This window comes from Streptomyces sp. NPDC046870 (assembly GCF_040704595.1).
Classification (GTDB): domain Bacteria; phylum Actinomycetota; class Actinomycetes; order Streptomycetales; family Streptomycetaceae; genus Streptomyces; species Streptomyces argyrophylli.
Genome location: NZ_JBEYXM010000026.1, coordinates 1 through 24,590, shown reverse-complemented (window position 1 = coordinate 24,590; position 24,590 = coordinate 1). Strand labels below are relative to the sequence as shown.

At 75.6% G+C, this 24,590-nt stretch carries 23 protein-coding genes; 13 read left to right on the top strand and 10 right to left on the bottom strand.

From position 1 onward, the window contains the following. Positions 1–165: 165 nt before the first annotated feature. Positions 166–1,143 (bottom strand): fibronectin type III domain-containing protein, encoded by a 978-nt coding sequence (locus AB0946_RS34730; protein WP_366764681.1) that lies wholly within the window; start codon positions 1,141–1,143, stop codon positions 166–168. Positions 1,144–1,563: 420 nt separating this feature from the next. Here AB0946_RS34730 and AB0946_RS34725 point away from each other — a divergent pair, with 420 nt between their 5' ends. After that, positions 1,564–2,337: a glycoside hydrolase family 75 protein gene (locus tag AB0946_RS34725; RefSeq protein WP_366764755.1), complete on the top strand. Its 774-nt coding sequence runs from the start codon at positions 1,564–1,566 to the stop codon at positions 2,335–2,337. A gap of 40 nt (positions 2,338–2,377) precedes the next feature. Here AB0946_RS34725 and AB0946_RS34720 read toward each other — a convergent pair whose 3' ends face one another. The 7 genes from AB0946_RS34720 to AB0946_RS34690 form a co-directional block, all read right to left on the bottom strand. After that, positions 2,378–2,788, bottom strand: coding sequence for a PTS fructose transporter subunit IIA (locus AB0946_RS34720; protein ID WP_366764680.1), 411 nt, complete (start codon positions 2,786–2,788; stop codon positions 2,378–2,380). Then, positions 2,785–3,390: a dihydroxyacetone kinase subunit DhaL gene (gene dhaL, locus AB0946_RS34715; protein WP_366764679.1), complete on the bottom strand. Its 606-nt coding sequence runs from the start codon at positions 3,388–3,390 to the stop codon at positions 2,785–2,787. Before dhaL ends, AB0946_RS34720 begins: the two co-directional genes overlap by 4 nt. Before the next feature lie 67 nt (positions 3,391–3,457). Further along, positions 3,458–4,450, bottom strand: a complete 993-nt coding sequence (gene dhaK / locus AB0946_RS34710) for a dihydroxyacetone kinase subunit DhaK (protein WP_171158897.1) — start codon at positions 4,448–4,450, stop codon at positions 3,458–3,460. 299 nt (positions 4,451–4,749) lie between these two features. After that, the gene (locus AB0946_RS34705; protein ID WP_366764678.1) at positions 4,750–7,146 is read right to left on the bottom strand and encodes a glycoside hydrolase family 65 protein; all 2,397 of its coding nucleotides are present in this window, start codon (positions 7,144–7,146) and stop codon (positions 4,750–4,752) included. Beyond that, a complete protein-coding gene (locus AB0946_RS34700; RefSeq protein ID WP_366764677.1) occupies positions 7,143–7,886 on the bottom strand; it encodes a beta-phosphoglucomutase family hydrolase in 744 nt (247 codons plus the stop codon). Before AB0946_RS34700 ends, AB0946_RS34705 begins: the two co-directional genes overlap by 4 nt. A 135-nt stretch (positions 7,887–8,021) precedes the next feature. After that, positions 8,022–9,236: a cytochrome P450 gene (locus tag AB0946_RS34695; protein ID WP_366764676.1), complete on the bottom strand. Its 1,215-nt coding sequence runs from the start codon at positions 9,234–9,236 to the stop codon at positions 8,022–8,024. Positions 9,237–9,447: 211 nt separating this feature from the next. Next, the gene (locus AB0946_RS34690) at positions 9,448–9,603 is read right to left on the bottom strand and encodes a hypothetical protein (protein WP_366764675.1); all 156 of its coding nucleotides are present in this window, start codon (positions 9,601–9,603) and stop codon (positions 9,448–9,450) included. Positions 9,604–9,851: 248 nt separating this feature from the next. On the opposite strand from AB0946_RS34690, the gene AB0946_RS34685 reads away from it, so the two are divergent. Beyond that, complete coding sequence (locus tag AB0946_RS34685; protein ID WP_366764674.1) at positions 9,852–10,202, top strand: DUF3040 domain-containing protein; 351 nt, start codon at positions 9,852–9,854, stop codon at positions 10,200–10,202. A gap of 192 nt (positions 10,203–10,394) precedes the next feature. Here AB0946_RS34685 and AB0946_RS34680 read toward each other — a convergent pair whose 3' ends face one another. Together AB0946_RS34680 and AB0946_RS34675 are read right to left on the bottom strand one after the other, a co-directional pair. Beyond that, positions 10,395–10,958 (bottom strand): hemerythrin domain-containing protein, encoded by a 564-nt coding sequence (locus AB0946_RS34680; protein ID WP_366764673.1) that lies wholly within the window; start codon positions 10,956–10,958, stop codon positions 10,395–10,397. A 101-nt stretch (positions 10,959–11,059) separates the two neighbouring features. Then, positions 11,060–11,953, bottom strand: coding sequence for a polysaccharide pyruvyl transferase family protein (locus AB0946_RS34675; RefSeq protein WP_366764672.1), 894 nt, complete (start codon positions 11,951–11,953; stop codon positions 11,060–11,062). Positions 11,954–12,236: 283 nt separating this feature from the next. On the opposite strand from AB0946_RS34675, the gene AB0946_RS34670 reads away from it, so the two are divergent. From AB0946_RS34670 to AB0946_RS34620, 11 genes are all read left to right on the top strand, one after another. Further along, complete coding sequence (locus AB0946_RS34670) at positions 12,237–13,250, top strand: NAD-dependent epimerase/dehydratase family protein (RefSeq protein WP_366764671.1); 1,014 nt, start codon at positions 12,237–12,239, stop codon at positions 13,248–13,250. Positions 13,251–13,283: 33 nt separating this feature from the next. Continuing rightward, a complete protein-coding gene (locus tag AB0946_RS34665; protein WP_366764670.1) occupies positions 13,284–14,918 on the top strand; it encodes a carbamoyltransferase C-terminal domain-containing protein in 1,635 nt (544 codons plus the stop codon). Next, positions 14,915–15,910, top strand: coding sequence for a glycosyltransferase (locus AB0946_RS34660; protein ID WP_366764669.1), 996 nt, complete (start codon positions 14,915–14,917; stop codon positions 15,908–15,910). Before AB0946_RS34665 ends, AB0946_RS34660 begins: the two co-directional genes overlap by 4 nt. Beyond that, the gene (locus tag AB0946_RS34655) at positions 15,907–16,713 is read left to right on the top strand and encodes an HAD-IIIA family hydrolase (protein ID WP_366764668.1); all 807 of its coding nucleotides are present in this window, start codon (positions 15,907–15,909) and stop codon (positions 16,711–16,713) included. The genes AB0946_RS34660 and AB0946_RS34655 overlap by 4 nt, the downstream gene beginning before the upstream one ends. Next, complete coding sequence (locus AB0946_RS34650) at positions 16,710–17,720, top strand: glycosyltransferase family 9 protein (RefSeq protein WP_366764667.1); 1,011 nt, start codon at positions 16,710–16,712, stop codon at positions 17,718–17,720. Before AB0946_RS34655 ends, AB0946_RS34650 begins: the two co-directional genes overlap by 4 nt. After that, entirely contained in the window at positions 17,717–18,679 is a 963-nt protein-coding gene (locus tag AB0946_RS34645; protein WP_366764666.1) for a glycosyltransferase, read from the top strand. The genes AB0946_RS34650 and AB0946_RS34645 overlap by 4 nt, the downstream gene beginning before the upstream one ends. Continuing rightward, positions 18,676–19,908, top strand: coding sequence for a glycosyltransferase (locus AB0946_RS34640; RefSeq protein ID WP_366764665.1), 1,233 nt, complete (start codon positions 18,676–18,678; stop codon positions 19,906–19,908). The genes AB0946_RS34645 and AB0946_RS34640 overlap by 4 nt, the downstream gene beginning before the upstream one ends. Further along, positions 19,905–20,750 (top strand): SIS domain-containing protein, encoded by an 846-nt coding sequence (locus tag AB0946_RS34635; RefSeq protein ID WP_366764664.1) that lies wholly within the window; start codon positions 19,905–19,907, stop codon positions 20,748–20,750. Before AB0946_RS34640 ends, AB0946_RS34635 begins: the two co-directional genes overlap by 4 nt. Beyond that, a complete protein-coding gene (gene rfaE2, locus AB0946_RS34630) occupies positions 20,747–22,168 on the top strand; it encodes a D-glycero-beta-D-manno-heptose 1-phosphate adenylyltransferase (RefSeq protein ID WP_366764663.1) in 1,422 nt (473 codons plus the stop codon). Before AB0946_RS34635 ends, rfaE2 begins: the two co-directional genes overlap by 4 nt. 248 nt (positions 22,169–22,416) lie before the next feature. Further along, on the top strand, positions 22,417–23,421 hold the full coding sequence (locus tag AB0946_RS34625) for a glycosyltransferase family 9 protein (RefSeq protein WP_366764662.1): 1,005 nt from the start codon (positions 22,417–22,419) through the stop codon (positions 23,419–23,421). Continuing rightward, positions 23,411–24,352, top strand: coding sequence for a glycosyltransferase (locus AB0946_RS34620; RefSeq protein WP_366764661.1), 942 nt, complete (start codon positions 23,411–23,413; stop codon positions 24,350–24,352). Before AB0946_RS34625 ends, AB0946_RS34620 begins: the two co-directional genes overlap by 11 nt. Positions 24,353–24,590: the final 238 nt, after the last annotated feature.

Genomic DNA, 24,590 nt, shown 5'->3' with positions numbered 1-24,590 from the left:
GGGAAACGCCCGTGCTGCCTCAACCGCAGCCAACGCGCCCCCGGACCCACCCGCATGCGGGGCGGACCCGGCCGGGTGACGCGTTCCGCCGTCCGGCGCAGACGGGGACACACCGGCCCGGCCGGCCGGAGGGCCCTGCGTGGTCACGCCGGCCCGAGGCGCCGGTCAGCCGCCCGTGGTCACCGTCCGCTCCGCCGACCAGCCGCCCCAGGTGCCGTCCGGCAGCCGTGCCCGCAGCCGCACGCGGTGCGCCTCACCGGCGTCGGTGCCGGCGTAGAAGCTGTAGCGTGCCCGGCCGCGAGGTGGCGTGCCGCCCCAGACGAGCGAGGTGGCCGTGGTGCGGTCCAGCTGGATCCGGTACTCGGTGATCACCCCGTCCGTGCGCGGCGGGTCCCAGGCCAGGTCGATGTAGTGGGCCCCGCCCGAGCGGTGGGTGGCGGCGGTGAACCCGGTGGGCGCGGTGCCGCGGCCGTCGTCGGTGCCCGGCGTGGTGAGGCGGACCGGTGCGCCGGCGGGGGAGAGGTTGTCGGCGGCGTCGCGGGCCCGGACCGTGAAGACGTAACGGCTGCCGGGGCGCAGGCCGGTGACGACGGTGGCGGTCTGGTTGCCGCCGACGCTGTGGATCTTCACTCCGCCCTGGTAGACGTCGTACGACAGCACGCCCCGGTCGTCCCGTGACGCGCCCCAGGACAGCTGGACCGCGCGGCTGCCCACGGCGTGCCCGGTGGTTGCCGGCGGCCGGGTGGGTGCGGAGCGGTCCGCCGCCGCCTCCGCCGGCGTCCGGGCCCGCACCGCCCGGCTGGGCGGGCCCAGCCGGCCCGAGCCGTCCCGGGCCCGCACGGTGAACGCATATATGGTGGACGGCCTGAGCCTGGTGACGTCCACCATGTGCTGCGAACCCGGTACTTCAGCCACTTTGGTGTGGCCGCGATAGACCTCGTAGACGCGGACCCCGGAACCGTCCGGTGCCGCGTTCCACATCACATGGACGCTCCTGGCGCTGCCCGCCGCGGCGGTGACCCCGGCCGGAGCCCCGGGCACGCGGCCCTCGCCGCCACCGTCGTCGGACCGGCTCCAGCCGCAGGACGCGACCAGCAGCAGCGAGCCGCAGACCAGTACGAGCGGAACGGGAACGCGTCGCACGGCTCTGCCTCCCCCGGACGGCCTCGGCAATCCCTAAAGGTCCGGACCAATATGCCCGGCCGGTGCGGCCGCGGCAAGGGGCCCGCGTTGGTGAGCAGCCCCGGACGTTACGTATGCTGAGCGTTCCTACGGCTGAACTACCCAAGAGGGCAGGGAAGTTCATGCCTGTGGCGCGGACACGCTGTCGTCGCCGAACCCGCGCCGGCGCGGGTGGCCGGGGGATCCGGGTGGGTACCCGTCCGGATCCCCGGCCCCTGTTGTCACCCGTCGAGCCCCAAGGCTCGCCCGACAGTCCCCTTACGGGGTGTCAGCGGCGTGCTCCATCCGGCCCCTTCGCGGCGGCTCCCGTGGCCCCGGGCCCGGAGCGGCACCACAGTGTGCTCGATGTCCGCCACGTCCCCGACGAGAGGGTCCCCCATCGTGCGTGTCCCGTCGCTGATCCTGGCCGCGGCCGGCGCCGCCCTGATCGCCCCCGCGGCGCTGCCCGCCCCGGCCACTGCCGTCCCGCCCCGCGAGCGGCCCGCGGCCCGGGACGAGGGCGTGGTCACCGCCGGGCCCACGGCCCCGGACGAGGGCGGGGCCGCCGCCGGGTCCGCGGCCCGGGACGAGGGCGGAGTCACCGCCTCCGACCTGCTGGCCCGGACCGGCACGTGCACCGAAATCTCCCGGGGCCGGTACCGCACCGACGCCGACAGCCCGGCGACCGTCCCCGTCTGCGGCACCGACGACGCCGTGTTCTGGAAGGCGGACCTGGACGTCGACTGCGACGGCAGGCCCACCACCCACTGCAACTCCGCCACCGACCCGGTCTTCGCCGCCACCACGGCCTTCCAGCAGTCCGACGGCCTGGACCTGAACGCCGAGACCCTGCCCTACATCGTGGTCCCCGCGCCGAGCTCCCGCTGGGACTACCGCGCACACGGCATCCGGGGCGGCTCCGTGGCGGCCGTCGTCCACGGCGACCGGGTGCAGTACGCGGTCGTCGGCGACACCGGCCCCGGCGACCTCATCGGCGAGGCCTCCTACGCCACCGCCAAGGGCCTGGGCATCGACCCCGACCCGCTCACCGGCGGGGCGCCCTCCGACGTGACCTACATCCTCTTCCGGAACTCCCTGATCACCCCCATCGAGGACCACGAGGAGGCGGTGGCGACGGGGGAGCGGCTGGCCAGACAGTTCCTGACGAACGACTGACCGGCCGGCCCGGGGCAGCCCTGCCGGGTGCCAAGGCGTGTCACACCTTGCGGTAGCTGTACGCCTCCGCCGCCGCGGCCTCCACGGCGTCCAGGTCCGCGCCGGCGGCGGAGGTGACCACGGCGGCCACCGCGCCCTCCACGAACGGCGCGTCCACCAGACGCGTGCCGTCCGGCAGTTCGTCGCCCTCGGCGAGCAGCGCCTTCACCGTGAGGACCGCGCTGCCCAGGTCGGTGAGGACCGCCACCCCGGCCCCCCGGTCCACCGAGGCCGCCGCGGCGGAGATCAGCTCGGCGCTGGTGCCGAGCCCGCCGCCCTCCGTGCCGCCCGCCGGGGCCACCGGCACCGCGGTCGCCCCGCCCGCCAGACCCTTGGCCAGTGCGGCGACCGAGGCGGCCACCTCCGCGCTGTGCGACACCAGCACGATCCCGACCAGCTCCCGCTCGCTCACTGCTCCGCCTCCGCCGTTTCGGCCAGCGCGGCGATCAGCAGCGCCGACGAGGTCGCCCCCGGATCCTGGTGGCCGATGCTGCGCTCGCCCAGATAGCTCGCCCGCCCCTTGCGCGCCTGCAACGGCGTGGTGGCCAGCGCGCCCTCCTCCGCGGCGGTCCGCGCGGCGCCGAACCCGGCCCCGAGCGCGTCCACGGCCGGCACCAGGGCGTCGATCATGGTCTTGTCGCCCGGTGCCGCCCCGCCGAGCGCCATCACCCCGTCCACGCCCGCGCGCAGCGCCGCGGCCAGCTCCTCCTCGCCGACCTCGGCGGCGTCCCCGAGCGCCTTGCCGGTCCGGCGCAGCAGAGTGCCGTACAGCGGTCCGGACGCACCGCCGACCGTCGAGATCAACTGCCGCCCGGCCAGCGTCAGCACGGCCCCCGGGGTGTCCGGCGCGTCCTTCTCCAGGGCGGCCGCCACGGCGGTGAACCCGCGCTGCAGATTGCTGCCGTGGTCCGCGTCCCCGATGGCCGAGTCGAGAGCGGTGAGCCGTTCCGCCTCGCGGCTGACGGACGCGGCGGCCGTCGTCATCCAACGGCGGAAGAATGCGGCGTCGAGCACTGGATCTCCTCGCGTGGTAGGGCTGTCGGCCGTGCGGCCGGGACGGTGCGCCGTCTGCTCCGCCGTATCACATTCCCCAGCGCAGCGCCGGGGTCTTCACCGGCGCGTCCCACAGCCGCAGCAGCTCCTCGTCGGCCTGGCACAGCGTCACCGAGGCACCCGCCATGTCCAGCGAGGTCACGTAGTTGCCGACCAGGGTGCGGGCCACGGCGACCCCGCGTTCCCGGAGCACCCGCTGCACCTCCGCGTTGAAGCCGTACAGCTCCAGCAACGGCGTCGCGCCCATGCCGTTGACCAGCACCAGGACCGGGCTGCGCGGCGGCATGTCCTCCAGGATGGCGTTGACCGCGAAGTCGGCGATCTCCCCGGAGGTCATCATCGGCCGCCGTTCGCGGCCCGGCTCGCCGTGGATGCCGATGCCCAACTCCAGTTCACCGTCCGGGAGATCGAAGGTGGGGCTGCCCTTCGCCGGGGTCGTACAGGCGCTCAGGGCCACACCGAAACTGCGGGAGTTCCCGTTGACCTGGCGGCCGATGGCCTCCACGCGCTCCAGCGGCTGCCCCTCGGCCGCGGCGGCGCCGGCGATCTTCTCCACGAAGAGCGTCGCGCCGGTGCCGCGCCGGCCGGCCGTGTAGAGACTGTCGGTGACGGCCACGTCGTCGTCGACGAGCACCTTGGCGACCTGGATGCCCTCGTCCTCGGCCAGCTCGGCCGCCATGTCGAAGTTGAGCACGTCGCCGGTGTAGTTCTTCACCACGAACAGCACGCCCGCGCCGCTGTCGACGGCCGCCGCGGCCCGCGCCATCTGGTCGGGCACCGGCGAGGTGAACACCTCTCCGGGGCAGGCGGCGGAGAGCATGCCCGGGCCGACGAACCCGCCGTGCAGCGGCTCGTGTCCCGAGCCGCCGCCCGAGACGAGCGCGACCTGACCGGACACGGGGGCGTCCCGGCGGACGATCACCCGGTTCTCCACGTCCACGTTCAGGTCCGGATACGCGGCCGCCAAACCACGCAGCGCGTCCGCCACGACGGTCTCCGGGACGTTGATCAGCATCTTCATGCGTATCTCCTCGTGAGCTCGGCGGTTGCGCCCAAGACCCGTGTCCTCGCAGGTCAGCGGTGCACTGACGGCCGCCCGAGGGGGGAGGCCGCCCGTCCCGTCTACTGGAAGTATCGACCTTGCGGCGGCGAAGGTCACCTGTGACCGCGCCTCTTCACGGTGCGTAGCGGTTTCTCGCCCGGCGTGTCCGTCGCGCCACGGTGGACGCGGTCGCGCGCCGGGGAGCTCGTCGAAGGGGTGGCCGGCGCGCAGGTTCCGCAACAGCGTCCCGGGTAAGCGCGCCCGTCCGTCGCGCCGTGCTACTCCGGCGTCTCGGCCCGGTCCTCCTCCCCGGTGGGCAGGCCCACCGGCCGGCGGCCCGGCGGCTGCTGGGGTTCCGGGCGGGCGGGCGGGTGGGGCATCGGGCGCTCGACCGGGCCGTCGGTGGTGAGGTGCGTCGGCTCCCCGTGGTGCAGTACGTCCAGTGGTCCGCCCTCCACCAGCTGGTAGCGCACGTGGGACCGGCCGATGTCCACCTTCAGCCTGCGTCCGCACACCAGCACGGTGAACGCCACCCGGGACAGCGCCTCCGGCAGCCGCGGTGTGAACGACAGCACCCCCGGCCTCCCGTCCTCGCCGAGGTACCGGCGCATCCCCCCGAAGCCGGCGACGAGGGCGATCCAGGTCCCGGCGAGGGAGGCGATGTGCAGCCCGTCACGGGTGTTGTGTTCCAGGTCGTCCAGATCCATCAGCGCGGCCTCGCCGAGGTAGGCGTAGGCCAGCCGCAGATGACCGGTCTCGGCGGCGAGCACCGCCTGGCAGCACGCCGAGAGGGAGGAGTCGCGGACGGTCAGCGCCTCGTAGTAGGCGAAGTTGCGCGCCTTCTGCTCCTCGGTGAAGGCGTGCGGGCACTCCATCATCGCCAGCACCAGGTCGGCCTGCTTCACCACCTGTTTGCGGTACAGGTCGAAGTAGGGGTAGTGCAGCAGCAGCGGGTAGTTGTCGGGCGGGGTCGCCTCGAAGTTCCAGCGCTGGAAGGTCGTGAATCCGGCCGACTGCTCGTGGACTCCGAGGGATTCGTTGTACGGAAGCGCCATGCGGGCCGCCGCGTCCCGCCACACCGCGGCCTCCTCGTCGTCCACGCCGAGTTCCGCCGCCCGGTCCGGATGGCGTACCGCCGCGTCCGCGGCGGCGAGCAGGTTCTGACGGGCCATCACGTTCGTGTACAGGTTGTCCCGGGCGAAGGCGCTGTACTCGTCGGGGCCCGTGACACCGTCGATGTGGAAGACGCCTTCGGGGTCGTGGTGACCGAGGGAGCGCCACAGCCGGGCGGTCTCCACGAGGAGTTCGAGCCCCTCGGCGCGCTCGAACTCCTCGTCCCCGGTCACCATGACGTACCGCACGACGGCCATGGCGATGTCGGCGTTGACGTGGAAGGCGGCCGTGCCGGCGGGCCAGTAGGCGGAGCACTCGGCGCCGTCGATGGTCCGCCAGGGGAACGTCGCCCCGGACAGCCCCAGCTGACGCGCGCGCTCCCGTGCCGCCGGCAGCGTCCGGTGCCGCCAGCGCAGCGCCGGCGCGACGGCCTCCGGCGCGGTGAAGGTCAGCACGGGCAGCACGAAGGACTCGGTGTCCCAGAAGGAGTGCCCGTCGTAGCCGGTGCCGGTCAGGCCCTTCGCGGGGATCGCGCGGTTCTCGCCGCGGGCCGCCGCCTGGAGCACATGGAAGAGAGCGAACCGCACCGCCTGCTGGATCTGCGCGTCTCCCTCCACCTCGACGTCCGCGCCGCCCCAGAAGCGGTCCAGGTACGCCCGCTGGGCGGCGACCAGTCCCTCCCAGCCGGTACTGACGGCGGCCGCCACCGCGCCGTCCACCTGGTCGTGCACGGCCGGCAGCGAACGCTCGGCGGACCAGCCGTGGGCGACGAACTTGACCAGCCGCAGCGGCTGTCCGGGCACCAGGTCCGCGGTCACCGTCAGCCGGCTGACGTCGGGCTCGCTGTGCGCCGTCCACTTCGTGCTCTCGGGTCCCTCGACGAGGTGGTCGGCGGCCGTACCGACGCGCAGCCCGCTGCTGCCGGTGCGGTGCACGAGCCGCAGCTGGGTGTTCTGCGCGAAGTGCTCCTCGGTCACCAGCGGGGACTCGGTCGCCGCGGCGACGCGCGGATCGCCGTGGAAGCTGGGCAGCTGTTCGTTGGCGACCAGCTCGGACTGCACGGCGACCGTCGTCGGTCCGTCGACGGGCTCCACCTCGTACACGACCGCGGCGACCGCCCGCTGGGTGAAGGACACGAGCCGGTGGGAGGTGATCCGGACGGTACGGCCGCCGGGCGAGGTCCACCGCGCGGTCCGGCTGAGCACACCGGAGCGGAAGTCCAGGACCCGCTCGTGCGCCAGCAGCCGGCCGTAGCGCAGATCGCACGGGTGGTCGTCCACGAGCAGCCGGATGATCTTGCCGTCGGTGACGTTGATCATCGTCTCGCCGGACTCGGGATATCCGAAGCCCGCTTCCGCGTACGGCAGCGGGTGCCGCTCGAAGACACCGTTGAGGTAGGCGCCGGGCAGCCCGTGCGGCTCTCCCTCGTCGAGGTTGCCGCGCCAGCCGACGTGCCCGTTGGACAGCGCGAACACCGACTCGCTCTGGGCGAGCACATCCAGGTTGAGCTCGGTCTCGCGCAGGCACCAGGGCTCTACCGTGTAGCTGGGATGAGTGATCACCGCGACTCCAGGAGCTCGGCCAGGTCCCGGACCACCACATCGGCCCCGTGCTCGCGCAGCTGCTCCGCCTGGCCGACCCGGTCGACGCCCACGACGACGCCGAACCGTCCCGCCCGGCCCGCCTCGACGCCGGCCAGGGCGTCCTCGAACACGGCCGCCTCGTCCGGCTGGACGCCCAGCCCGCGGGCCGCCTCCAGGAAGGTGTCCGGGGCGGGCTTGCCGCGCAGATGACGCTCGCGTGTCACCACGCCGTCGATCCGCTCGTCGAACAGGTCCTCGATCCCGGCCGCCACCAGGACCTCCCGGCAGTTGGCGCTGGAGGAGACCACCGCGCAGCGCAGCCCGGCCTCCCGCACCGCGTGCACGAAACGGACCGAGCCCTCGTACGGCTCCACCCCGTCCTCGCTGATCCGCCGCAGGACCAGGTCGTTCTTCCGGTTGCCCAGGCCGTTCACGGTCTCCGCCTCCGGCGGGTCGTCCGGCGACCCCTCCGGCAGCTGCACCCCGCGCGCGGCGAGGAACGTGCGCACCCCGTCCTCCCGGGGCCGCCCGTCCACGTACGCGTCGTAGTCGTCGACCGCGTCGAAGGGGACGAACGCGGTCCCCTCACGGGCCGCGCGTTCGCGGAGGTAGCCGTCGAACATCTCCTTCCAGGCCGCCGCGTGCACTTTCGCGGTCTGGGTGAGTACCCCGTCGAGGTCGAACAGACAGGCACGGACTTGAGAAGGGAGCCCCAGCATGCCGCCGAGGCTAGGGGCCCGGCACGGCCTGCCGCGGCAGGACACCGCGCGCCGGGCCGGAAGGCACCCGCTCGGTGGAGGCGGCCGCGGCGGCGGGGCCGGGCCACCGCGTCGCCGCGATGGCCCGGCCCGGCCTCACCAGGTGACCGGCAGGCTCAGCGGGAAGCGGCGGATGGTGCCGTTGTCCCACTCGATGTCCTCGGCGGGGACGTCGAGGCGCAGCTTGGGGAAGCGGGTCAGCAGCCCCGAGACCGCGCTGTCCAGCTCCGCCCGTGCCAGGGGCGCCGCGAGGCAGTGGTGCCCGCCCCAGCCGAAGGTCATGTGCGGGCGCACGGGCCGTTCCAGGTCGAGCTTGTGCGGGTCGGGGAAGACGTCGGGGTCGCGGTTGGCCGCGAGGTAGGACACGTGCACGTAGTCGCCCGCGCGGATCGGGACGCCCTCGATCTCCGCGTCCTCCAGCGCGATCCGCGGAATGCCCACGCCCTTGCGGAACGGGATGAACCGCAGCAGCTCCTCCAGCGCGCCGGGGAACCGCTCGGGGTCGCGCGCGAGGGCGGCCGTCTCCTCGGGCCGGGTCAGCAGCAGATAGGCGATGTCGCTGATCTGGCAGGTCGCGGTGTCGTTGCCGCTGAGGATGAGCGTCACCGCCAGGACCGCCAACTCGTCGTCACTCAGCGGCTCCTCACCCTCGGGCACCGGGGCGGTGGCCAGCGTGCTGAGCAGGTCCTCGCCCGGCGAGTCCCGGCGGGCCGGGACCAGTTCGGCGAAGTACGCCCGCAGGCAGGCCTTGGCGTCGGCCGCGTCCTGCCGCGCGTCCGGCGAGGTGGCCAGCAGCCGCATGGTGTGCGCCCGCAGCTGGTCGCGGTCGGCCTCGGGGACGGCGAGCAGCTCGCAGATCGTCAGGTGGGGCAGCGGTACGGACAGATGGGTGACCAGGTCCGCGGGCGGACCGGCCTCGTCCATCGCCGTCAGCAGCCCGGCCACCACCCGGTCCACGGCCGGCCGCATGGCCGCCACCCGCTCCCGGGTGAACGCCTGGGCCGCCACGTGCCGCAGCCGGGTGGAGTGCGGCGGGTCCGTCACGTTGATCGACTCGGGTGACACGATCGGCTCGGGCGTCATCCGCGGATAGTCGCGTCCGACGATCGCCGCCCGGCTGAACCGGGGATCGCACGTCACCTGACGCACTCCGGCGAAGCTGGTCACCAGCCACGCCTCCGCCTCGCCGTAGGGCAACCGGATCCGGCTGACCGGGCCTCGGCGTGCCAGCGCGTCCAGCGCGGGGTCGTACTCCAGTGCGTCGGCGAAGTCGAAGGGGCAGTCGAGAACCGCCGGGTCGTGGGACGACATACAGCCTCCTTTGCGCGCCGCCGGGCGCGTCGCTTCCGGGGGGCCGGTCCTACCCGTGCCGGCCGCTCAGCGTCGTCGCGGGCGGCCCCGGGGGCGAAGGCGTGGTGCGGGCAGCCCCGGTCCTCCCCGGCCGGCCTGGTGCGAGAGCTGTGTTCACTATGCGGTACCGCGGCCGGTCCCGCACCACGGGCGCTCGGGGGGACGAATCCGCTCAGACCGTCATCAGCACGTTGACGAGGGCGATGACCACGGCCGCGACGACGGCCGCGACGACCACCCAAGGCCACATCGCGTGCTCCTCGGCCGGCTGAACCGCCGGCCGGACCGTCGGCCGGACCGTCGGCCTGACCTCGGTGGACTCGGACACGGTGGCTCCTCGCGGGGCGGACGGCGCACGGCCGGACGTACGGGGGCTGTTACCGGTTCCATCGTGGACCGTGCGGGTCCGCGTCTCAGTCAGGGTGGCCACCGGAGGCGGGGTGGAGTTTTCTCCACCCCACCTCTGCGCCCCCGGCTCCGCCCGGGCCGCCTCGGCACCGCATCGGCCGGGCGGAGAGGGGAACTCGGTCGCCCGGGGCCCGGATGCCGCCGATGGGCGGAGGAGGTGCCGTTGCCGTGGACGACTGGGAGATGTGGGAGATGCGTGACGAGGTACGGCTGTCACCGCGGGAGCGGCTGGCGCTGTTGCGGATCGAGGCGGACCTGCGGCGGGACAGGAGGTTCGCGCGCCGGATGGGCGCCGGCCCGCGCGAGGTCTGGCTGCCGGTGGCGGTGCTGCTGCTGACGGTCGCGTCGGTGTTCGTCGCCGTCATGGGCATCCGCACCTCGGACCCCGCGTTGCTGTGGTGCTTCGCGCTGCTGTGGCCGCTGACCCTCTTCCAGGCGTTCCGGCTGCTGTGCCGGGCGACCCGCACCCGCCCCCGCACCGGTGTCAGGACGGCCCGTGGCACGCAGCCGTGGCTGTGAACCCACGGCTCCCAGGCACCGGCACCGGACGCCCGACGTGAGCGAACGCGTGAGCCGGACGGGTGAGTTCGAACGGCCGGGCGACGTGAACGGCCGAGTAAGCCGAACGGGTGAGTGCGGAACGGCGCCGTCCGGCCCCCACGGGTCCGGACGGCGCCGTTCTTGCTCGGCCCTGGCTCTGCGGGCCCGGTCTCAGCTCTCCTTGCCCCGTCCCGTCAGCGCGTCCCGCATCCGGTCGACCAGACCGGCTCCCGGCGCCAGCAGCTTGTTGGCCGGGGGCTTGTCCGGTGCCGCCGGGTGCGGACGGGTGGGCGCCATCTTCTTCGCCCGGCGCACCTTGTCGCCGAGGTCCATCAGCGCGTCCGGGGGACAGGCCGCCTCCAGCTGCGGGAAGAGGTTCTGCTCCTCGTCCGTCACATGGGACCGGATCTCGCTCATCAGCTGAGCCATCAGCGAGTCGAACTGCGGATCGTCCGCCTGGCAGCCCTCCAGATCCTTCATGATCTGCTCGGCCTTGGCGTGGTCCTCCAGTTCCTTGTCGGCCAGGGCGTCCCCGCCCGTCACGTGCCGGCGCACCGCCGGGTAGAGGTAGGCCTCCTCCGCGACAGAGTGGCGGACCAGCTCGATCGTGGCCTGGTCGCACAGGTCCTTGCGCTCCTGGGAGCCGGGCGGCAGCGCCTCGATGCGGCCGAAGATCTCCTCGACCTCGCGGTGGTCCGTGGTCAGCTCCTGGATGACGTTTCCGCCGTGACCCATGGTCGTTACCTCCTGCGTGGAACGCGGCGGCCCGTGAACGGCCCGCCGTCGCCGCGCCGAGTGCCCCGCGCCGGGCGCGCTACACGGCCCGCGGCGGCCGGTCAGCGCATCGAGTGGCAGGCTGCGGCCGTCCGGCCCGCCCCGGACAGCGCCCACTTCCACCAGTGGTCCAGGATGTCCGGCGCCAGCGCGTCCGCCGCCACCAGCGCCGGCCACCGCAGGGCGCGGGCCTGGGCACTGACCTTCGCGCCGCCCGCCACCGGGTCGACCGCGATCACCGGGGTGCCGGTGCGCAGGCCCAGCACCAGGCCGTGCAGCCGGGTGGTGACGACCACGTCGAGGCGCGCCACGAGGGAGAGGAACTGCTCGGCCGTCGCGCACAGCCGCCAGTCGCCGGTGGCCAGCCGGGAGTCGGCCGGCACCCGCGCGCAGTCCTTCCCGGCCAGCCAGCCGGTGATCCGCTCGTTCACGTCCGCGTGCCGGCGGCGTGCCCCGTACTCTCCCTGGCCGTGGGAGAGGACGACTCCGGCCACGGGCGGCAGCGGGCCCGCCGGGGCGTCGGCCGCGAGGTCGCGCCGGGCCGGGCCGGCGGTGCCGTCCCGCGCGACGATCACGTCGAAACCGGTGACCGCCGGGTCCGCCGGATCGACCACCGAGACCCCGGCCGCCAGTCGTCTGCAGAACCCGAACCTTTCATGCAGAGAGGCCACTTGCGGCCCGTGCACCGGCCCGCAGACGAACAGCAGGGTGTCGTACATCCGCGGGTCGGCCGTCTCCAGCGACAGCTCACCGGGCCGGAACCCGGGGCTCCACGCCGTCTCGTGCCGGATGCCCGCCCTGGTCAGCGCGGCCGACATGTGCTGCTGCGCCAGGACGTCCCCGGCCGTCGCCTCCCCGTCGCGGAAACTGAACCAGCCGGTGAGCAGCAGCCGCTCGGGAGGCCGGCCGGGCCCGCGCAGCGCGCGCAGCACCGCCTCGGCGGCATCGTCGTGCATCAGCGCCTCCAGCGTGGTAGAGGGGCGCAGGAGTCGCGCGAGTACCCCTGAGACCCGAGAATAAGAATCCAACGTGTGAACCCAACTGGCAGGGGAACTCAGCTGCCAGTGCCGTCCAGCAAGCGGCGGCGTGCCAGGCCGGTCCTCCCGATCAGCGGGGACCCGGGCCGGCCCATTCTCCCTCCATCGGGCCGACGAGATCGGTCCCGACGACGCGGTATGCGCCGAACGCCCAGGCAGGGGCGTTGTCCGGCGCGGACGACGCGGACGAAGGAACAGCCCCATGACTGGTGACACCCCGTTCTCCTGGCGGCGCGCCCTCGTGACCGGCGGCGCCGGCTTCCTCGGCTCCCATCTGTGCGAACGGCTGCTGGATTCAGGTGTCGAAGTCGACTGTGCCGACAACCTGGCCTGCGGGCGGCGCGAGAACATCGCGCACCTGGAGGAGCGGCCCGGTTTCCGGTACGTGCACGGCGACGTCTGCGCACCCGACTGCGCCGAGCGGCTGGCGGGCCCGTACGACCTGGTCCTGCACTTCGCCTGCCCGGCCTCGCCCGCCGACTACCTCCGCATGCCCCTGCAGACCCTGGACGTGGGCAGCCTCGGCACCCGCAACGTCCTGGCGATCGCCGAACGCGACGGCGCCCGCTTCGTGCTCGCCTCCACCTCCGAGGTCTACGGCGACCCGCTCGTCCACCCGCAGCACGAGGGCTACTGGGGCAACGTCAACCCGGTCGGGCCCCGCAGCGTCTACGACGAGTCGAAACGGTTCGCCGAGGCCCTGGTGACGGCGCACGCAGGCACCAGGGGGACGAACGCCGGGATCGTCCGGCTGTTCAACACCTACGGCCCGCGGATGCGGGCGCACGACGGCCGCGCCGTGCCCACCTTCATCTGCCAGGCCCTGGCCGGCGAGCCCCTCACGGTCACCGGCGACGGCAGCCAGACCCGCTCGCTGTGCTACGTCGACGACACGGTCGACGGCATCCTCCGGGTGGCCGCGAGCCGGTCCGTACGACCGGTCAACATAGGCGGCAGCGACGAGATCACCGTCGCCGACCTGGCCCGCCGGGTGGTCGCCCTCACCGGCTCCCGCTCCCCGATCGCGTTCATCGACCGGCCCGTCGACGACCCCGGCCGGCGCCGCCCCGACACCACCCTCGCACGCGAACTGCTCGGCTGGTCACCGCAGGTCCCCTGGGAGGAGGGCCTGAAGCAGACCATCGCCTACTTCGCTGCCCTGCCCCCGGACCCGGACCCGGACCCGCGCATGAAGGAACCGGCCCCGCGCCCCTGACCCCCGCACGTTCCCCGGCCCTGGAGACAGCGCATGCACGTCCTCGGTATCAACGCACTCTTCCACGACCCCGCCGCCGCCCTCGTCACCGACGGCAGGGTCGTGGCGGCGGCGGAGGAGGAGCGGTTCTCCCGCCGCAAGCACGGCAAGCGGCCCGTTCCCTTCTCGGCCTGGGAACTGCCCGAACAGTCGGCCCGCTGGTGCCTGGAGCAGGCCGGCCTCACCGGGGCCGACCTGGACGCCGTCGCCTACTCCTACGACCCCGCGCTGGCCCGCCCCGCCGAGGAGCTGGGGCTGCACGACCCCTGGGACCACCTCCGCCAGGAGTACGCCCGCCAGGCACCGGACTTCCTCGCCGAGGCCCTGCCCGGACTCGACCCGGCGAGGGTGCGCTTCGTCCCGCACCACATCGCGCACGCGGCCTCCGCCGGGCCCGTCTCGCCGTACCCGGACTGCGCCGTCCTCGTCCTGGACGGCCGCGGCGAGTGCGGCTCCCACCTGGCCGGCCGCTGCGCCAACCGCGAACTGACCGTCCTCGGCACCCAGCGGCTGCCGGACTCCCTCGGCCTGTTCTACGAGGACCTCACCCAGCACCTCGGATTCCTGCGCAGCAGCGACGAGTTCAAGGTCATGGCCCTCGCCTCCTACGGCACCCCGCGCTTCGCCGGCCGGCTGCGCGCGTACGTCCACGCCGACGACGACGGCGGCTTCCGGGCCCGCCCGGTGCCCTGGGCCGAGCTCGTCCCGCCGCGCCCGGCTGGCGGCGCCTGGAGCCAGGACCACGCCGACCTCGCCGCGAGCGCCCAGCTCTGCCTGGAGGAGGCCATGCTGGCCCTCGCCCGGTGGCTGCGCGAGCGCACCGGCGAGGACGCGCTCACCATGGCCGGCGGCGTCGCCCTGAACTGTGTCGCCAACACCCGGCTGTGGCGGGAGAGCGGCTTCCGGCACGTGTGGGTGCAGCCCGCCGCCGGCGACGCCGGCACGGCCCTGGGCGCGGCGGCGTACGTCGCCGGGCAGAAGGACACCCTGGAACCGATGCCGACGGCCGCGCTCGGCCGGGGCTGGAGCGACGCCGAACTGCGCGCGTGGCTGGAGCGGGCGGCCGTACCGTACGAGGAACCCGCGGACATCGCCGAGACCGCCGCCCAGACCCTGGCCGACGACGGGATCGTGGCCTGGTTCCAGGGGCGCAGCGAGTACGGGCCGCGCGCGCTCGGACACCGCTCGCTGCTCGCCCACCCCGGCAGGGCGGAGAACCTGGAGCGGCTCAACGCGGTCAAGGGACGCGAGGAGTTCCGGCCCGTCGCGCCCATGGTGCTCGCCGAGCGCGCGGGCGAGATCTTCGACGGGCCGCTGCCCAGCCCGCACATGCTGTTCGTGCACGACGTGGCAGCCGAGTGGAAGACCCGCATCCCGGCCGTGGTGCACGTCGACGGCACGGCCCGCATCCAGACCGTGGACCGCGCCCAGGAGCCACTGGTGGCCCGGATGATCGAGGGCTTCGAACGGCGCACCGGACTGCCCGTGGTGGTCAACACCAGTCTCAACACCGCCGGACGGCCCATGGTCGACGACCCCCGGGACGCCCTGGAGTGCTTCGGCTCCGCCCCGGTCGACCTGCTGGTGCTCGGCCCGTTCGCGATCCGCCGTGGGAAGGCCTTCGCATGACCGACGCCCCCGCCTACACCGTCGTCGTCCCGACGATCGGCCGCCCCTGCCTCGCCGAGTGCCTGCGCGCGCTCGGCGCGGCCGACGGCCATCCGCCGCACGAGGTGGTCGTCGTGGACGACCGGCCCGCGCCCGACGGCGACCTGCCCTTGGAGCCGGCCGGACAACTCCTCGACCGGGTGCGCACCCTGCGCACCGGCGGCAGGGGACCGGCCGCCGCCCGCAACGCCGGCTGGCAGACCGTCCGCACGCCGTGGACGGTGTTCCTGGACGACGACGTCCAGGTACTGCCGGACTGGTCCCGGCGGCTCGCCGACGACCTGCGGCAGGCCGGCCCCGACGTCGGCGGTGTCCAGGGGCGGCTGCGTGTCCCCCTGCCCCCGGACCGCCGGCCCACCGACTGGGAACGCACCACCAAGGGCCTGGAGAACGCCGCCTGGGCCACCGCCGACATGGCCTACCGCACCGAGGCGCTGAAGCGGACCGGCGGCTTCGACGAACGCTTCCCGCGGGCCTTCCGCGAGGACGCCGACCTCGCCCTGCGCGTGCAGCGGGCGGGCTGGTCCCTGATCCGGGGCACCCGGGTCACCCGGCACCCGGTCCGCCCCGCCCACTGGTGGGCCTCGCTGCCCGCGCAGCGCGGCAACGCCGACGACGCCCTGATGAACCGGCTGCACGGCCGCGACTGGTGGGACCGCGCGCAGGCGCCGCGCGGCCGGCTGCCCCGCCACCTGGCGGTCACCGGCGCCGCCCTCGCCGCCGCCGGCTGCGCCCTTGCCGGACGGCGCCGGGCCGCGGCCGCCTGCGCCGCCCTGTGGACGCTCGGCACCACCGAGTTCGCCCTCGCCCGCATCCTGCCCGGGCCGCGCACCGCCCGCGAGATCGCCGGGATGCTCGGCACCAGCGTGCTCATCCCGCCGCTCGCCGTCCGGCACTGGCTGCGCGGGGCCGTCCGTCACCGGCACGCCGAGCCTCTGGGGGGTGCCGGGTGAACAGGCTGTCCGCCGTCCTGTTCGACCGTGACGGCACCCTCGTCGTGGACGTCCCCTACAACGGCGACCCCGACCGGGTGCGGCTGATGCCGTGCGCCGCCGCGGCCGTGGCGCTGGCCCGGTCCGCCGGGCTGCCGACCGGGGTGGTCAGCAACCAGTCGGCCATCGGCCGCGGGCTGCTCACCGTGGACCAGGTGGTCCGCGTCAACGAGCGCGCCGACGAACTGCTGGGCGGCTTGGACACCTGGGTGTTCTGCCCGCACGGCCCCGACGCCGGCTGCGCCTGCCGCAAGCCCCGCCCCGGCCTGATCCGCACCGCCGCCGCCCGGCTGGGCGTACCGCCGGCCGAGTGCCTGGTGATCGGCGACATCGCCGCGGACGTGCTGGCCGCCCGCGCGGCCGGTGCGCGGGGCGTCCTGGTGCCGAACACGGCCACCGCGCCGGCGGAGGTGGAACGTTTCGCCACGGAGAGCGCCCCCGACCCCCTCACCGCGGTCCGCGCGGCCCTGACGGAGGCGGGCCTCGTCCCGCCGAGGCGACCCCCGCACACCCCGCCCGCACGGACCGCACCGGCCGCCGGCGGGATGTGGTGGTCCCGCGAGGGCAGCGCGGTGGTCTCCGAAGGCCGCTGGTCCTCCGTGCGGAACGCGGCGAGCCCTGCCGGGACGCGACCGCCGTCCGACCGCGCCCCCCTGGTCTTCGACACCCGGCGGTCGTCCGCGCCGGGGGAGACGACCGGCTCGTCCGTGTCGGGCGCCGTGCCCCCGGGAGGGGTCCGGGCGTTCGGGAGGTGGCCGGCGTGAAGTCGCTCGTCGTCCGGCTCGACAGTTTCGGTGACGTCCTGCTCGCCGGCCCCGCCGTGCGTGCCGTCGCCGCCCGGTCCTCGCACGTCACCCTGTTGTGCGGCCCGCGCGGCGCGGACGCCGCCCGGATGCTGCCCGGGGTGGACGAGGTACTGGTGTGGGAGGCTCCCTGGGAGGGGTTCGACCCGCCGCCGGTCAGCGCCGCGGACGTCGACGCCCTGGTGGCACGGCTGCGTGCCGGGGCCTACGACACCGCGCTGGTGCTCACCTCCTTCCACCAGAGCCCGCTCCCCACCGCCCTGCTGCTCCGGCTGGCCGGCGTCGGCCGGATCGGCGCCGACAGCGTCGACCACCCCGGCCGGCTCCTCGACGTACGCCACCGGCGGCGCGAGGGCCGGCACGAGGCCGAGGCGGCCTCCGACACCGCCGCCGCCCTGGGCTTCCCGCCCCCGCCCGGCGACGACGGGCGGCTGCGCGTCCTCCCGCCCCCCGACACCGGCAGCCTCACCGGCCACGGCCCCTACGTCGTCCTGCACCCCGGCGCCAGCGCCCCCGCCCGCGCCTGGAGCCCGCACCGCTGCGCCGAGGCGGTCGCGCTGCTCGCCGACGCCGGCCACCGCGTGGTCGTCACCGGGGGCCCGGAGGAGACCGGGCTCACCCGGCGGGTCAGCGGGGACACGGCCGTGGACCTCGGCGGCCGGACCTCCCCGCGCGTCCTCGCCGGCGTGCTGCGCATGGCCGACGTCGTGATCAGCGCCAACACCGGCCCCGCCCACCTCGCCGCCGCCGTCGGCACCCCGGTCGTCTCGCTGTTCGCACCCGTCGTACCGGCCGGGCGCTGGGCGCCGTACGGCGTCCCCGTCATCCTGCTCGGCGACCAGTCGGCGCCCTGCGCGGACACCCGGGCCCTGACCTGCCCGGTGCCCGGCCACCCCTGTCTGGACGAGGTCACCGGACAGGACGTGGTGCGCGCGGCGCACAAGCTCATCCAGGAGCGGCAGTCATGAACATCCTCGTCTGGCACGTGCACGGATCCTGGCTCACCGCCTTCGTGCAGGGCCCGCACACCTACCTCGTCCCGGTCACCGGCGACCGCGGACCCGACGGGCTCGGCCGCGCCGTCACCTGGGACTGGCCCCACAGCGTCCGGGAACGCACACCGGAGGAACTGCGGGACTGCGACATCGACCTGATGGTCCTGCAACGCCCGCACGAACTCGACCTCGCCCAGCGCTGGACCGGCCGCCGGCCCGGCGTGGACGTGCCCGCCGTGTACGTCGAGCACAACAGCCCCGACGAGTCACCGGAGCGCCAGCTCCACCCGCTGGCCGGACAGTCCGGGATCCCCGTCGTGCACGTCACCCACTTCAACCGGCTGATGTGGGACAACGGCCGGGCCCCCACCGAGGTCGTCGAGCACGGCATCATCGACCCCGGCCCCCTCTACACGGGCACCGAGCGGCGCGCGGCCGTCGTGGTCAACGAGCCCGTGCGCAGGGGCCGTACCACCGGCACCGACCTGCTGCCCCGGTTCGCCCGCTCCGCGCCCCTCGACGTCTTCGGCATGCGCACCGAGGGACTCGCCGGCCACCTCGGCCTGCCGCCCGGGCGCTGCCGCACCCGGGACCTGCCGCAGCACGAACTGCACCGGGAGATGGCCCGCTGCCGGGTCTACCTGCACCCCGTGCGCTGGACCTCGCTCGGTCTGTCCCTGCTGGAGGCCATGTTCCTCGGCATGCCCGTGGTCGCCCTGGACACCACGGAGGCCCGTGAGGCGATACCCGGGGGCGCCGGGGTGGTCTCGAACCGCCTCGACGTCCTGGAGGACGCCGTACGCGCCTTCCTCGCCGACCCCGGGCTGGCGCGCCGCACCGGCGCCGCCGCCCGGGCCGCGGCCCAGGCCCGCTACGGAGAGCGGCGCTTCCTGGACGACTGGGAGCGCCTGATCAAGGAGGTCACCCGATGAGCCGCATTCCGCACACCGCCGGGCGCGTCGCCATGGTCTCCGAGCACGCCAGCCCGCTGGCCGCGCTCGGCGGGCCGGACGCGGGCGGCCAGAACGTGTACGTGGCGCAGGTCGCCCGGCAGCTCGCCAGAAAGGGATACCGCGTCACGGTGTACACCCGGCGGGACTCGGCGGGCCTGCCGGACCGGGTGACCCTCATCGACGGCGTCCAGGTGGTGCACGTGCCCGCCGGACCGCCCGCACCCGTCCCCAAGGACGAACTCCTGCCCCACATGACCGACTTCGGGAACTTCCTGGCCCGGCAGTGGGCCAAGAGCCCGCCCGACGTGGTGCACGCCCACTTCTGGATGTCCGGCCTGGCCGCCCTGGCAGGCGCCCGCGACCTCGGCATCCCGGTGGTGCAGACCTACCACGCGCTGGGGACGGTCAAGAGGCGCTACCAGGGCACCGCCGACACCAGCCCCCCGCAGCGCCTCGCCATCGAGGAGGCCATCGGCCACGAGTGCGCCCGGATCATCGCCACGTGCAGCGACGAGGTGGCCGAACTGAAGGCCATGGGGCTGCCGGAGGACCGGATCAGCGTCGTGCCGTGCGGGGTCGACCCCGACCAGTTCGCCCCCGTCGCCGGCCCCCGCCCGTCCGGCGCCCGCAGGCGGCTGCTGGCCGTCGGCCGCCTCGTGCCCCGCAAGGGCTTCGACCGCGCCATCCGCGCCCTGGCCGGCGTGCCCGACGCCGAACTCCTCGTCGCCGGCGGCCCCGAGGCCGACCTGCTCGGCGCCGAACCCGAGGCGGAACGCCTCTACGGCATCGCCGGCGAGTACGGCGTCCAGGACCGGGTCACCCTGCTCGGCGGGGTCAGCAGGGCCCGTATGCCCCGGCTGATGTCCAGCGCCGACCTGGTGCTGTCGCTGCCCCGGTACGAGCCGTTCGGCATCGTCCCGCTGGAGGCCATGGCCTGCGCCACGCCGGTCGTCGCCACCGCCGTCGGCGGCCAGCTCGACACCGTCGTGGACGGCATCACGGGCGTCCTGGTCCCGGCCGACGACGACCACGACCTCGGCGCGGTCGTCCGCGCCCTCCTCGCCGACCCCGACCGGCTCGCCCGGTACGGAGCCGCCGGCCGCGCCCGGGTGCTCGGCCACTACACCTGGGACCGGGTGGCCGACGGCGTGGCCGGGGTGTACGGCGCGGTGTCCGCCATCCACTCGCTCTCGGGAGTCGTCCGATGAAGAGTCCGACGAAGGGGCCGGCGAAGACCGTCACCGGCACGGCGCACGGGGACACCGCCACCGCCACCGCGCACTGCGACGACCTCGCCAAGGCCCTGGAGGCGTTCCGCGAGCACGGCCCGCTCATCGAGCGCTGGGGCACCGAACTCGCCCGGCGGCTGGGCGCGGGCGCCCGGCTGCTCGTCGCGGGCAACGGCGGCAGCGCGGCCCAGGCCCAGCACCTCACCGCCGAACTCGTCGGCCGCTACCGCGACGACCGGCCGCCGTTCTCCGCGGTCGCCCTGCACGCCGACACCTCCTCCACCACGGCGATCGCCAACGACTACGGTGTCCAGGAGGTGTTCGCCCGGCAGACCGCCGCGCACGGCCGCCCCGGCGACGTGCTCCTCCTGATGTCCACCAGCGGCGCCAGCGCCAACCTGCTGGCCGCCGCCGACCGCGCCCACCGGCTCGGCATGACGGTGTGGGCGCTGACCGGACGGGCCCCCAACCCGTTGCAGCTCGGCGCGGACGACACGCTCTGCGTCGACGCCCCCCTCGGCGCCACCGTCCAGGAACTGCACCTGGTCGCCGTCCACATGCTCTGCGAGGCCTTCGACCAGGCCGTCGAGCGGGGGGAGGCCGACCACGGGGCGACGGGCACCGGCACCGACGGCCGCGCGCACGCCGGGGACGCGCGCGCCGTCGACGGCCGACGGGGCCGCGACGGCCAGCCGGATGCCGAGGGCGAACCGGGTGCCGACGGCAGACCCGGTGTCGTGGGGCGGCTCGTGGGCCGCGCCCGCACCGTCGGCCGGGCCGCACCCGGCGCGCCCGTGGCACCCAGGAAGGGACAGACATGACCGCCTCGCAGACCCCCCTGGTCGTCGTGGGCGACGCCCTGCTCGACCACGACCTGTGCGGCCGTGCCGAGCGGCTGGCCCCGGACGCGCCCGTCCCCGTCGTCCACGGCACCCGGCGCAGCTCCCGGCCGGGCGGCGCCGCCCTCGCCGCCTGCCTCGCGGCGGCCGACGGACGGCCCGTCACCCTGGTCACCGCCCTCGGCGCCGACACCGCCAGCGACACCCTCCGGGAACTGCTGGCGGGCCGGGTCGGCCTGGTCGAGGTGCCGCTGGACGGCACCCTGAGCAGCAAGACCCGCGTGCTGGCCGGGGACAGGCCGCTGCTCCGCCTCGACGACGGCGAGGGCCGCGCCCGCGAGGCGACGCAGGAGGCGGTGTCGACGATCGCGGCGGCCGGGGGCGTCCTCGTCGCCGACTACGGCCGCGGTACCGCCGACGTCCTCCGGGACGCCCTCACGCACACGGCGGCCCCCGTCGTCTGGGACCCGCACGTGCGCGGCCGGCCCCCGGTCCCCGGCGTCCGCCTGGCCACGCCCTCGGCCCAGGAGGCCCGCGCCTTCGCCCGGCAGCTGGAGGACGCCGAGCCCGGCGACGCGGCCGGGCTGCGCACCGCCGCCCGGGACGCCCGCGCCCTCGTGCGCGCCTGGGGTGCCCAGGCCGTCGCGGTGACCCTCGGCGAACGCGGCGCCCTCCTCTCCCACGGCGAGACTCCGCTGCTCGTGCCGACGCCGGCCGCCGCCACCGGCGACCCCTGCGGGGCGGGTGACCGGTTCGCCGCGGCCGCCGCCGGCCTGCTCGCCGACGGCGCCCTCACCGAGGCCGCCGTACAGGGTGCCGTCCACGCCGCCACCCGCTACGTCGCCGAGGGCGGCGCCCGCGCGGTCGCCGTCCCGGACGGCCCGGAGACGGCCGAGGAGGCGCCGGGTGACGGCGACACCACGGCGGACGCGGTGCGCACGGCCGCGCGGGTGCGGGCGGCGGGCGGCACCGTGGTCGCCGCGGGCGGCTGCTTCGACCTGCTGCACGCCGGGCACGTCACCCTGCTCCAGGCCGCCCGCCGGGCCGGGGACTGCCTCGTCGTGTGCGTCAACTCGGACGACTCGGTCCGCCGCCGCAAGGGCGACAGCCGCCCGCTGGTCCCGGCCGCGGACCGGGTGCGGGTGCTGCGGGCCCTGGAGTGCGTGGACGCCGTGGCCGTGTTCGACGAGGACACCCCCGAACGCATCCTCGCCGAACTGCGCCCGCACATCTGGGCCAAGGGCGGCGACTACGCCCGGACCCGGCTGCCCGAACAGCCCCTCGTGGAGAGCTGGGGCGGCCAGGTCCTCCTGCTGCCCTACCTCGACGGCCGCTCCACCACCGGCCTCGCCCGCCGCGCGGCCCTGGCCCCGGCGTCCGCGGGCGGGGACACCAGGTGAGCACGGCACGACCCCCTCGGCGCCGGGCGTCCGCTGCGGGTCTCGGGCCGGGAGGCGGGGTGACGTCCGGGACGTGCCCCCGTACCCACGGCCGGAACCGGCCGCCGGCCCGGCCCCCGTCCGACCGTCCCCTCCGCGCTCCGCACCACTGGCCGAGGCGTCCCGTCCGCCCGGGTGGGCGGTGCGGGCGCACGGAGCCCGGCCCGCCGCCCGTCCCCGGCTTCCGCACACAACGGAGGAGCCACTCGGTGACCCCCACCCCGATCCCTGCTCCGGACCTTCCGGCCGTCCTGGTCCTGCGCGCCCTGGGCCTGGGCGATCTGCTGGCCGGCGTGCCCGCGCTGCGGGGCGTCCGGCGGGCCTTCCCCGGCCACCGGGTCGTCCTCGCCCAGCCGCCGGGGCTCACCGGACCCGCCCTGGAGACCGGCGCGGTCGACGCCGTGTTCCCGGCCGAGGCGCCGGGGCGCGCGGTGCCGGACCTCGGCCACTGGCCCGGCCCGCCCCCCGACGTGGCGGTCGACCTGCACGGCAACGGCCCCGAGAGCCGCGACGCCCTGGCCGCCCTGCGCCCGCGCCGGCTGCTCGCCCACGCCTGCCCGGACGGCCCGCCGTGGCCGGACCGGGCGAACGAACGGGACCGCTGGTGCGCCTTCCTGCACCACTACGGCATCGCGGCCGACCCCTTGGACCTGCGGCTGCCCCGGCCCACCGCACCGTCCCCGGCGCCGGGCGCGGTCGTCGTGCACCCCGGCGCGGCCTCGGGCTCCCGCCGCTGGCCGGCGGAGCGGTTCGCCGCCGTCGTACGGTCCCTGCGCGCCGCCGGCCACCACGTGGTCCTCACCGGCGGCCCCGGCGAGGACGCCCTGGTCCGCTCGGTCGCCGAACGCGGCGGGGCGCGCGGCAGCGACGTGCTGACCGGCGGCCTGCCGTTCGAGGAGCTGTCCGCGCTGGTCGCCGGGGCGTCCCTGGTCCTCAGCGGCGACACCGGCCTCGCCCACCTCGCCGTGGCCCACGGGACCCGTTCCGTCACCCTGTTCGGACCGGTCTCGCCGCGGCTGTGGGGGCCGCCCGCGAGCCCGGACCACCTCGCCCTGTGGAAGCCCGGCCCGCCCGGCGACCCGCACGGCCGCACCCCCGACGCCCGGCTGCTGTCCATCCGCGCCGGTGAGGTCGCCGCTGCCTGTCTGACGCTCCTGCGGGACGTGCGCGGCCGGCAGCGGCGGACGGGACCGGAGGTGTCGCATGTCCACTGAGCAGGCCCCGGCCCGCGTGCACGGGCCCACGGCCCCCGGCGACCCGCGCGTCACGGTCGCCGTCATCACCCGCGACCGCAGCGCCAGCCTCGTGCGCACCCTGGACGCGCTGGCGGCGCTGCCCGAGCGGCCACCGGTCGTCGTCGTGGACAACTCCCGCGACGACACCACCCGCCGCGCCGTGGCCGGCCACCCGGCCATCGCCCGGCTGCTGCGGCCCACCGCCAACACCGGTGCCCTCGGCCGCAACCTGGCCGTCCGGCACGCCGACACCCCCTACGTGGCCTTCAGCGACGACGACTCGTGGTGGGAGCCGGGGAGCCTCGCCCGCGCCGCCGGCCTCCTCGACGCACACCCCCGGCTGGGCCTGCTCGCCGCCCGCACCCTGGTCGGGGACGAGGCCGCAGAGGACCCCCTCAACGCGGTGCTCGCGGCCTCTCCGCTGCCGCTGGAACCGGATCTGCCGGGCCGCCCGGTGCTCGGGTTCCTCGGCTGCGCCTGCGTGGTCCGCCGCGAGGCCTTCCTCGGCGCCGGCGGCTACCACCCGTTGCTCTTCTTCGGCGGCGAGGAGACCCTGCTCGCCTACGACCTGGCCGCCGCGGGCTGGGGTGTCGTCTACGAACCCTCCCTGCGCGCGCGCCACCACCCCGACGACCACGAGCGCACCGGCCGCTCCTTCCTGGTCCGGCGCAACCACGTGCTGACCACCTGCCTGCGCCGCCCCTGGCCGGTCGTCCTGCGCGCCGGCACCGACCTCGCACTGGCCGCCGCGGCCGGCCGGCCCGGAGCGCGCCGCGCCCTGAAGGAGACCGTCGTCCGGTTCCCGGCCGCCCTCGCCCGCCGCCGGCCCCTGCCCCCGCGCGTCGAGCACGCCGCCCGCCTGCTCGACCGCGACCCGCCCGGCCACCCCCCGGAAGGCACCGGACCATGACCCGGGACGATCCCGGCACCCGTACCCGGGACCCGCGGGCAGGGACCGGACGAGGGCCACCCCGGCCTCGCGCCGGACGGCGGGCCCCCCTCGACCTGCCGCCACCCCGGCGGAAGGCGCCGGGGTGGCGGCCCCCCCCCCCCCCCGCCCCCCCCCCCGGGGGGGGGGGGGCCGCCGGGCCCCCCGAACCCCGCCCCCCCCCCCCGGGCGGGGGGAGACCGTTGCCGGCCCCCCAGGC

Coding starts and splice junctions, on each gene's coding strand:
- dhaK (WP_171158897.1), bottom strand. CDS start 4,450: ATGAAGATGCTGATCAACGTCCCGGAGACCGTCGTGGCGGACGCGCTG.
- AB0946_RS34700 (WP_366764677.1), bottom strand. CDS start 7,886: ATGCTGGGGCTCCCTTCTCAAGTCCGTGCCTGTCTGTTCGACCTCGAC.
- AB0946_RS34695 (WP_366764676.1), bottom strand. CDS start 9,236: ATGTCGTCCCACGACCCGGCGGTTCTCGACTGCCCCTTCGACTTCGCC.
- AB0946_RS34680 (WP_366764673.1), bottom strand. CDS start 10,958: ATGGGTCACGGCGGAAACGTCATCCAGGAGCTGACCACGGACCACCGC.
- AB0946_RS34675 (WP_366764672.1), bottom strand. CDS start 11,953: ATGCACGACGATGCCGCCGAGGCGGTGCTGCGCGCGCTGCGCGGGCCC.
- AB0946_RS34670 (WP_366764671.1), top strand. CDS start 12,237: ATGACTGGTGACACCCCGTTCTCCTGGCGGCGCGCCCTCGTGACCGGC.
- AB0946_RS34665 (WP_366764670.1), top strand. CDS start 13,284: ATGCACGTCCTCGGTATCAACGCACTCTTCCACGACCCCGCCGCCGCC.
- AB0946_RS34660 (WP_366764669.1), top strand. CDS start 14,915: ATGACCGACGCCCCCGCCTACACCGTCGTCGTCCCGACGATCGGCCGC.
- AB0946_RS34645 (WP_366764666.1), top strand. CDS start 17,717: ATGAACATCCTCGTCTGGCACGTGCACGGATCCTGGCTCACCGCCTTC.
- AB0946_RS34640 (WP_366764665.1), top strand. CDS start 18,676: ATGAGCCGCATTCCGCACACCGCCGGGCGCGTCGCCATGGTCTCCGAG.
- AB0946_RS34635 (WP_366764664.1), top strand. CDS start 19,905: ATGAAGAGTCCGACGAAGGGGCCGGCGAAGACCGTCACCGGCACGGCG.
- rfaE2 (WP_366764663.1), top strand. CDS start 20,747: ATGACCGCCTCGCAGACCCCCCTGGTCGTCGTGGGCGACGCCCTGCTC.
- AB0946_RS34620 (WP_366764661.1), top strand. CDS start 23,411: ATGTCCACTGAGCAGGCCCCGGCCCGCGTGCACGGGCCCACGGCCCCC.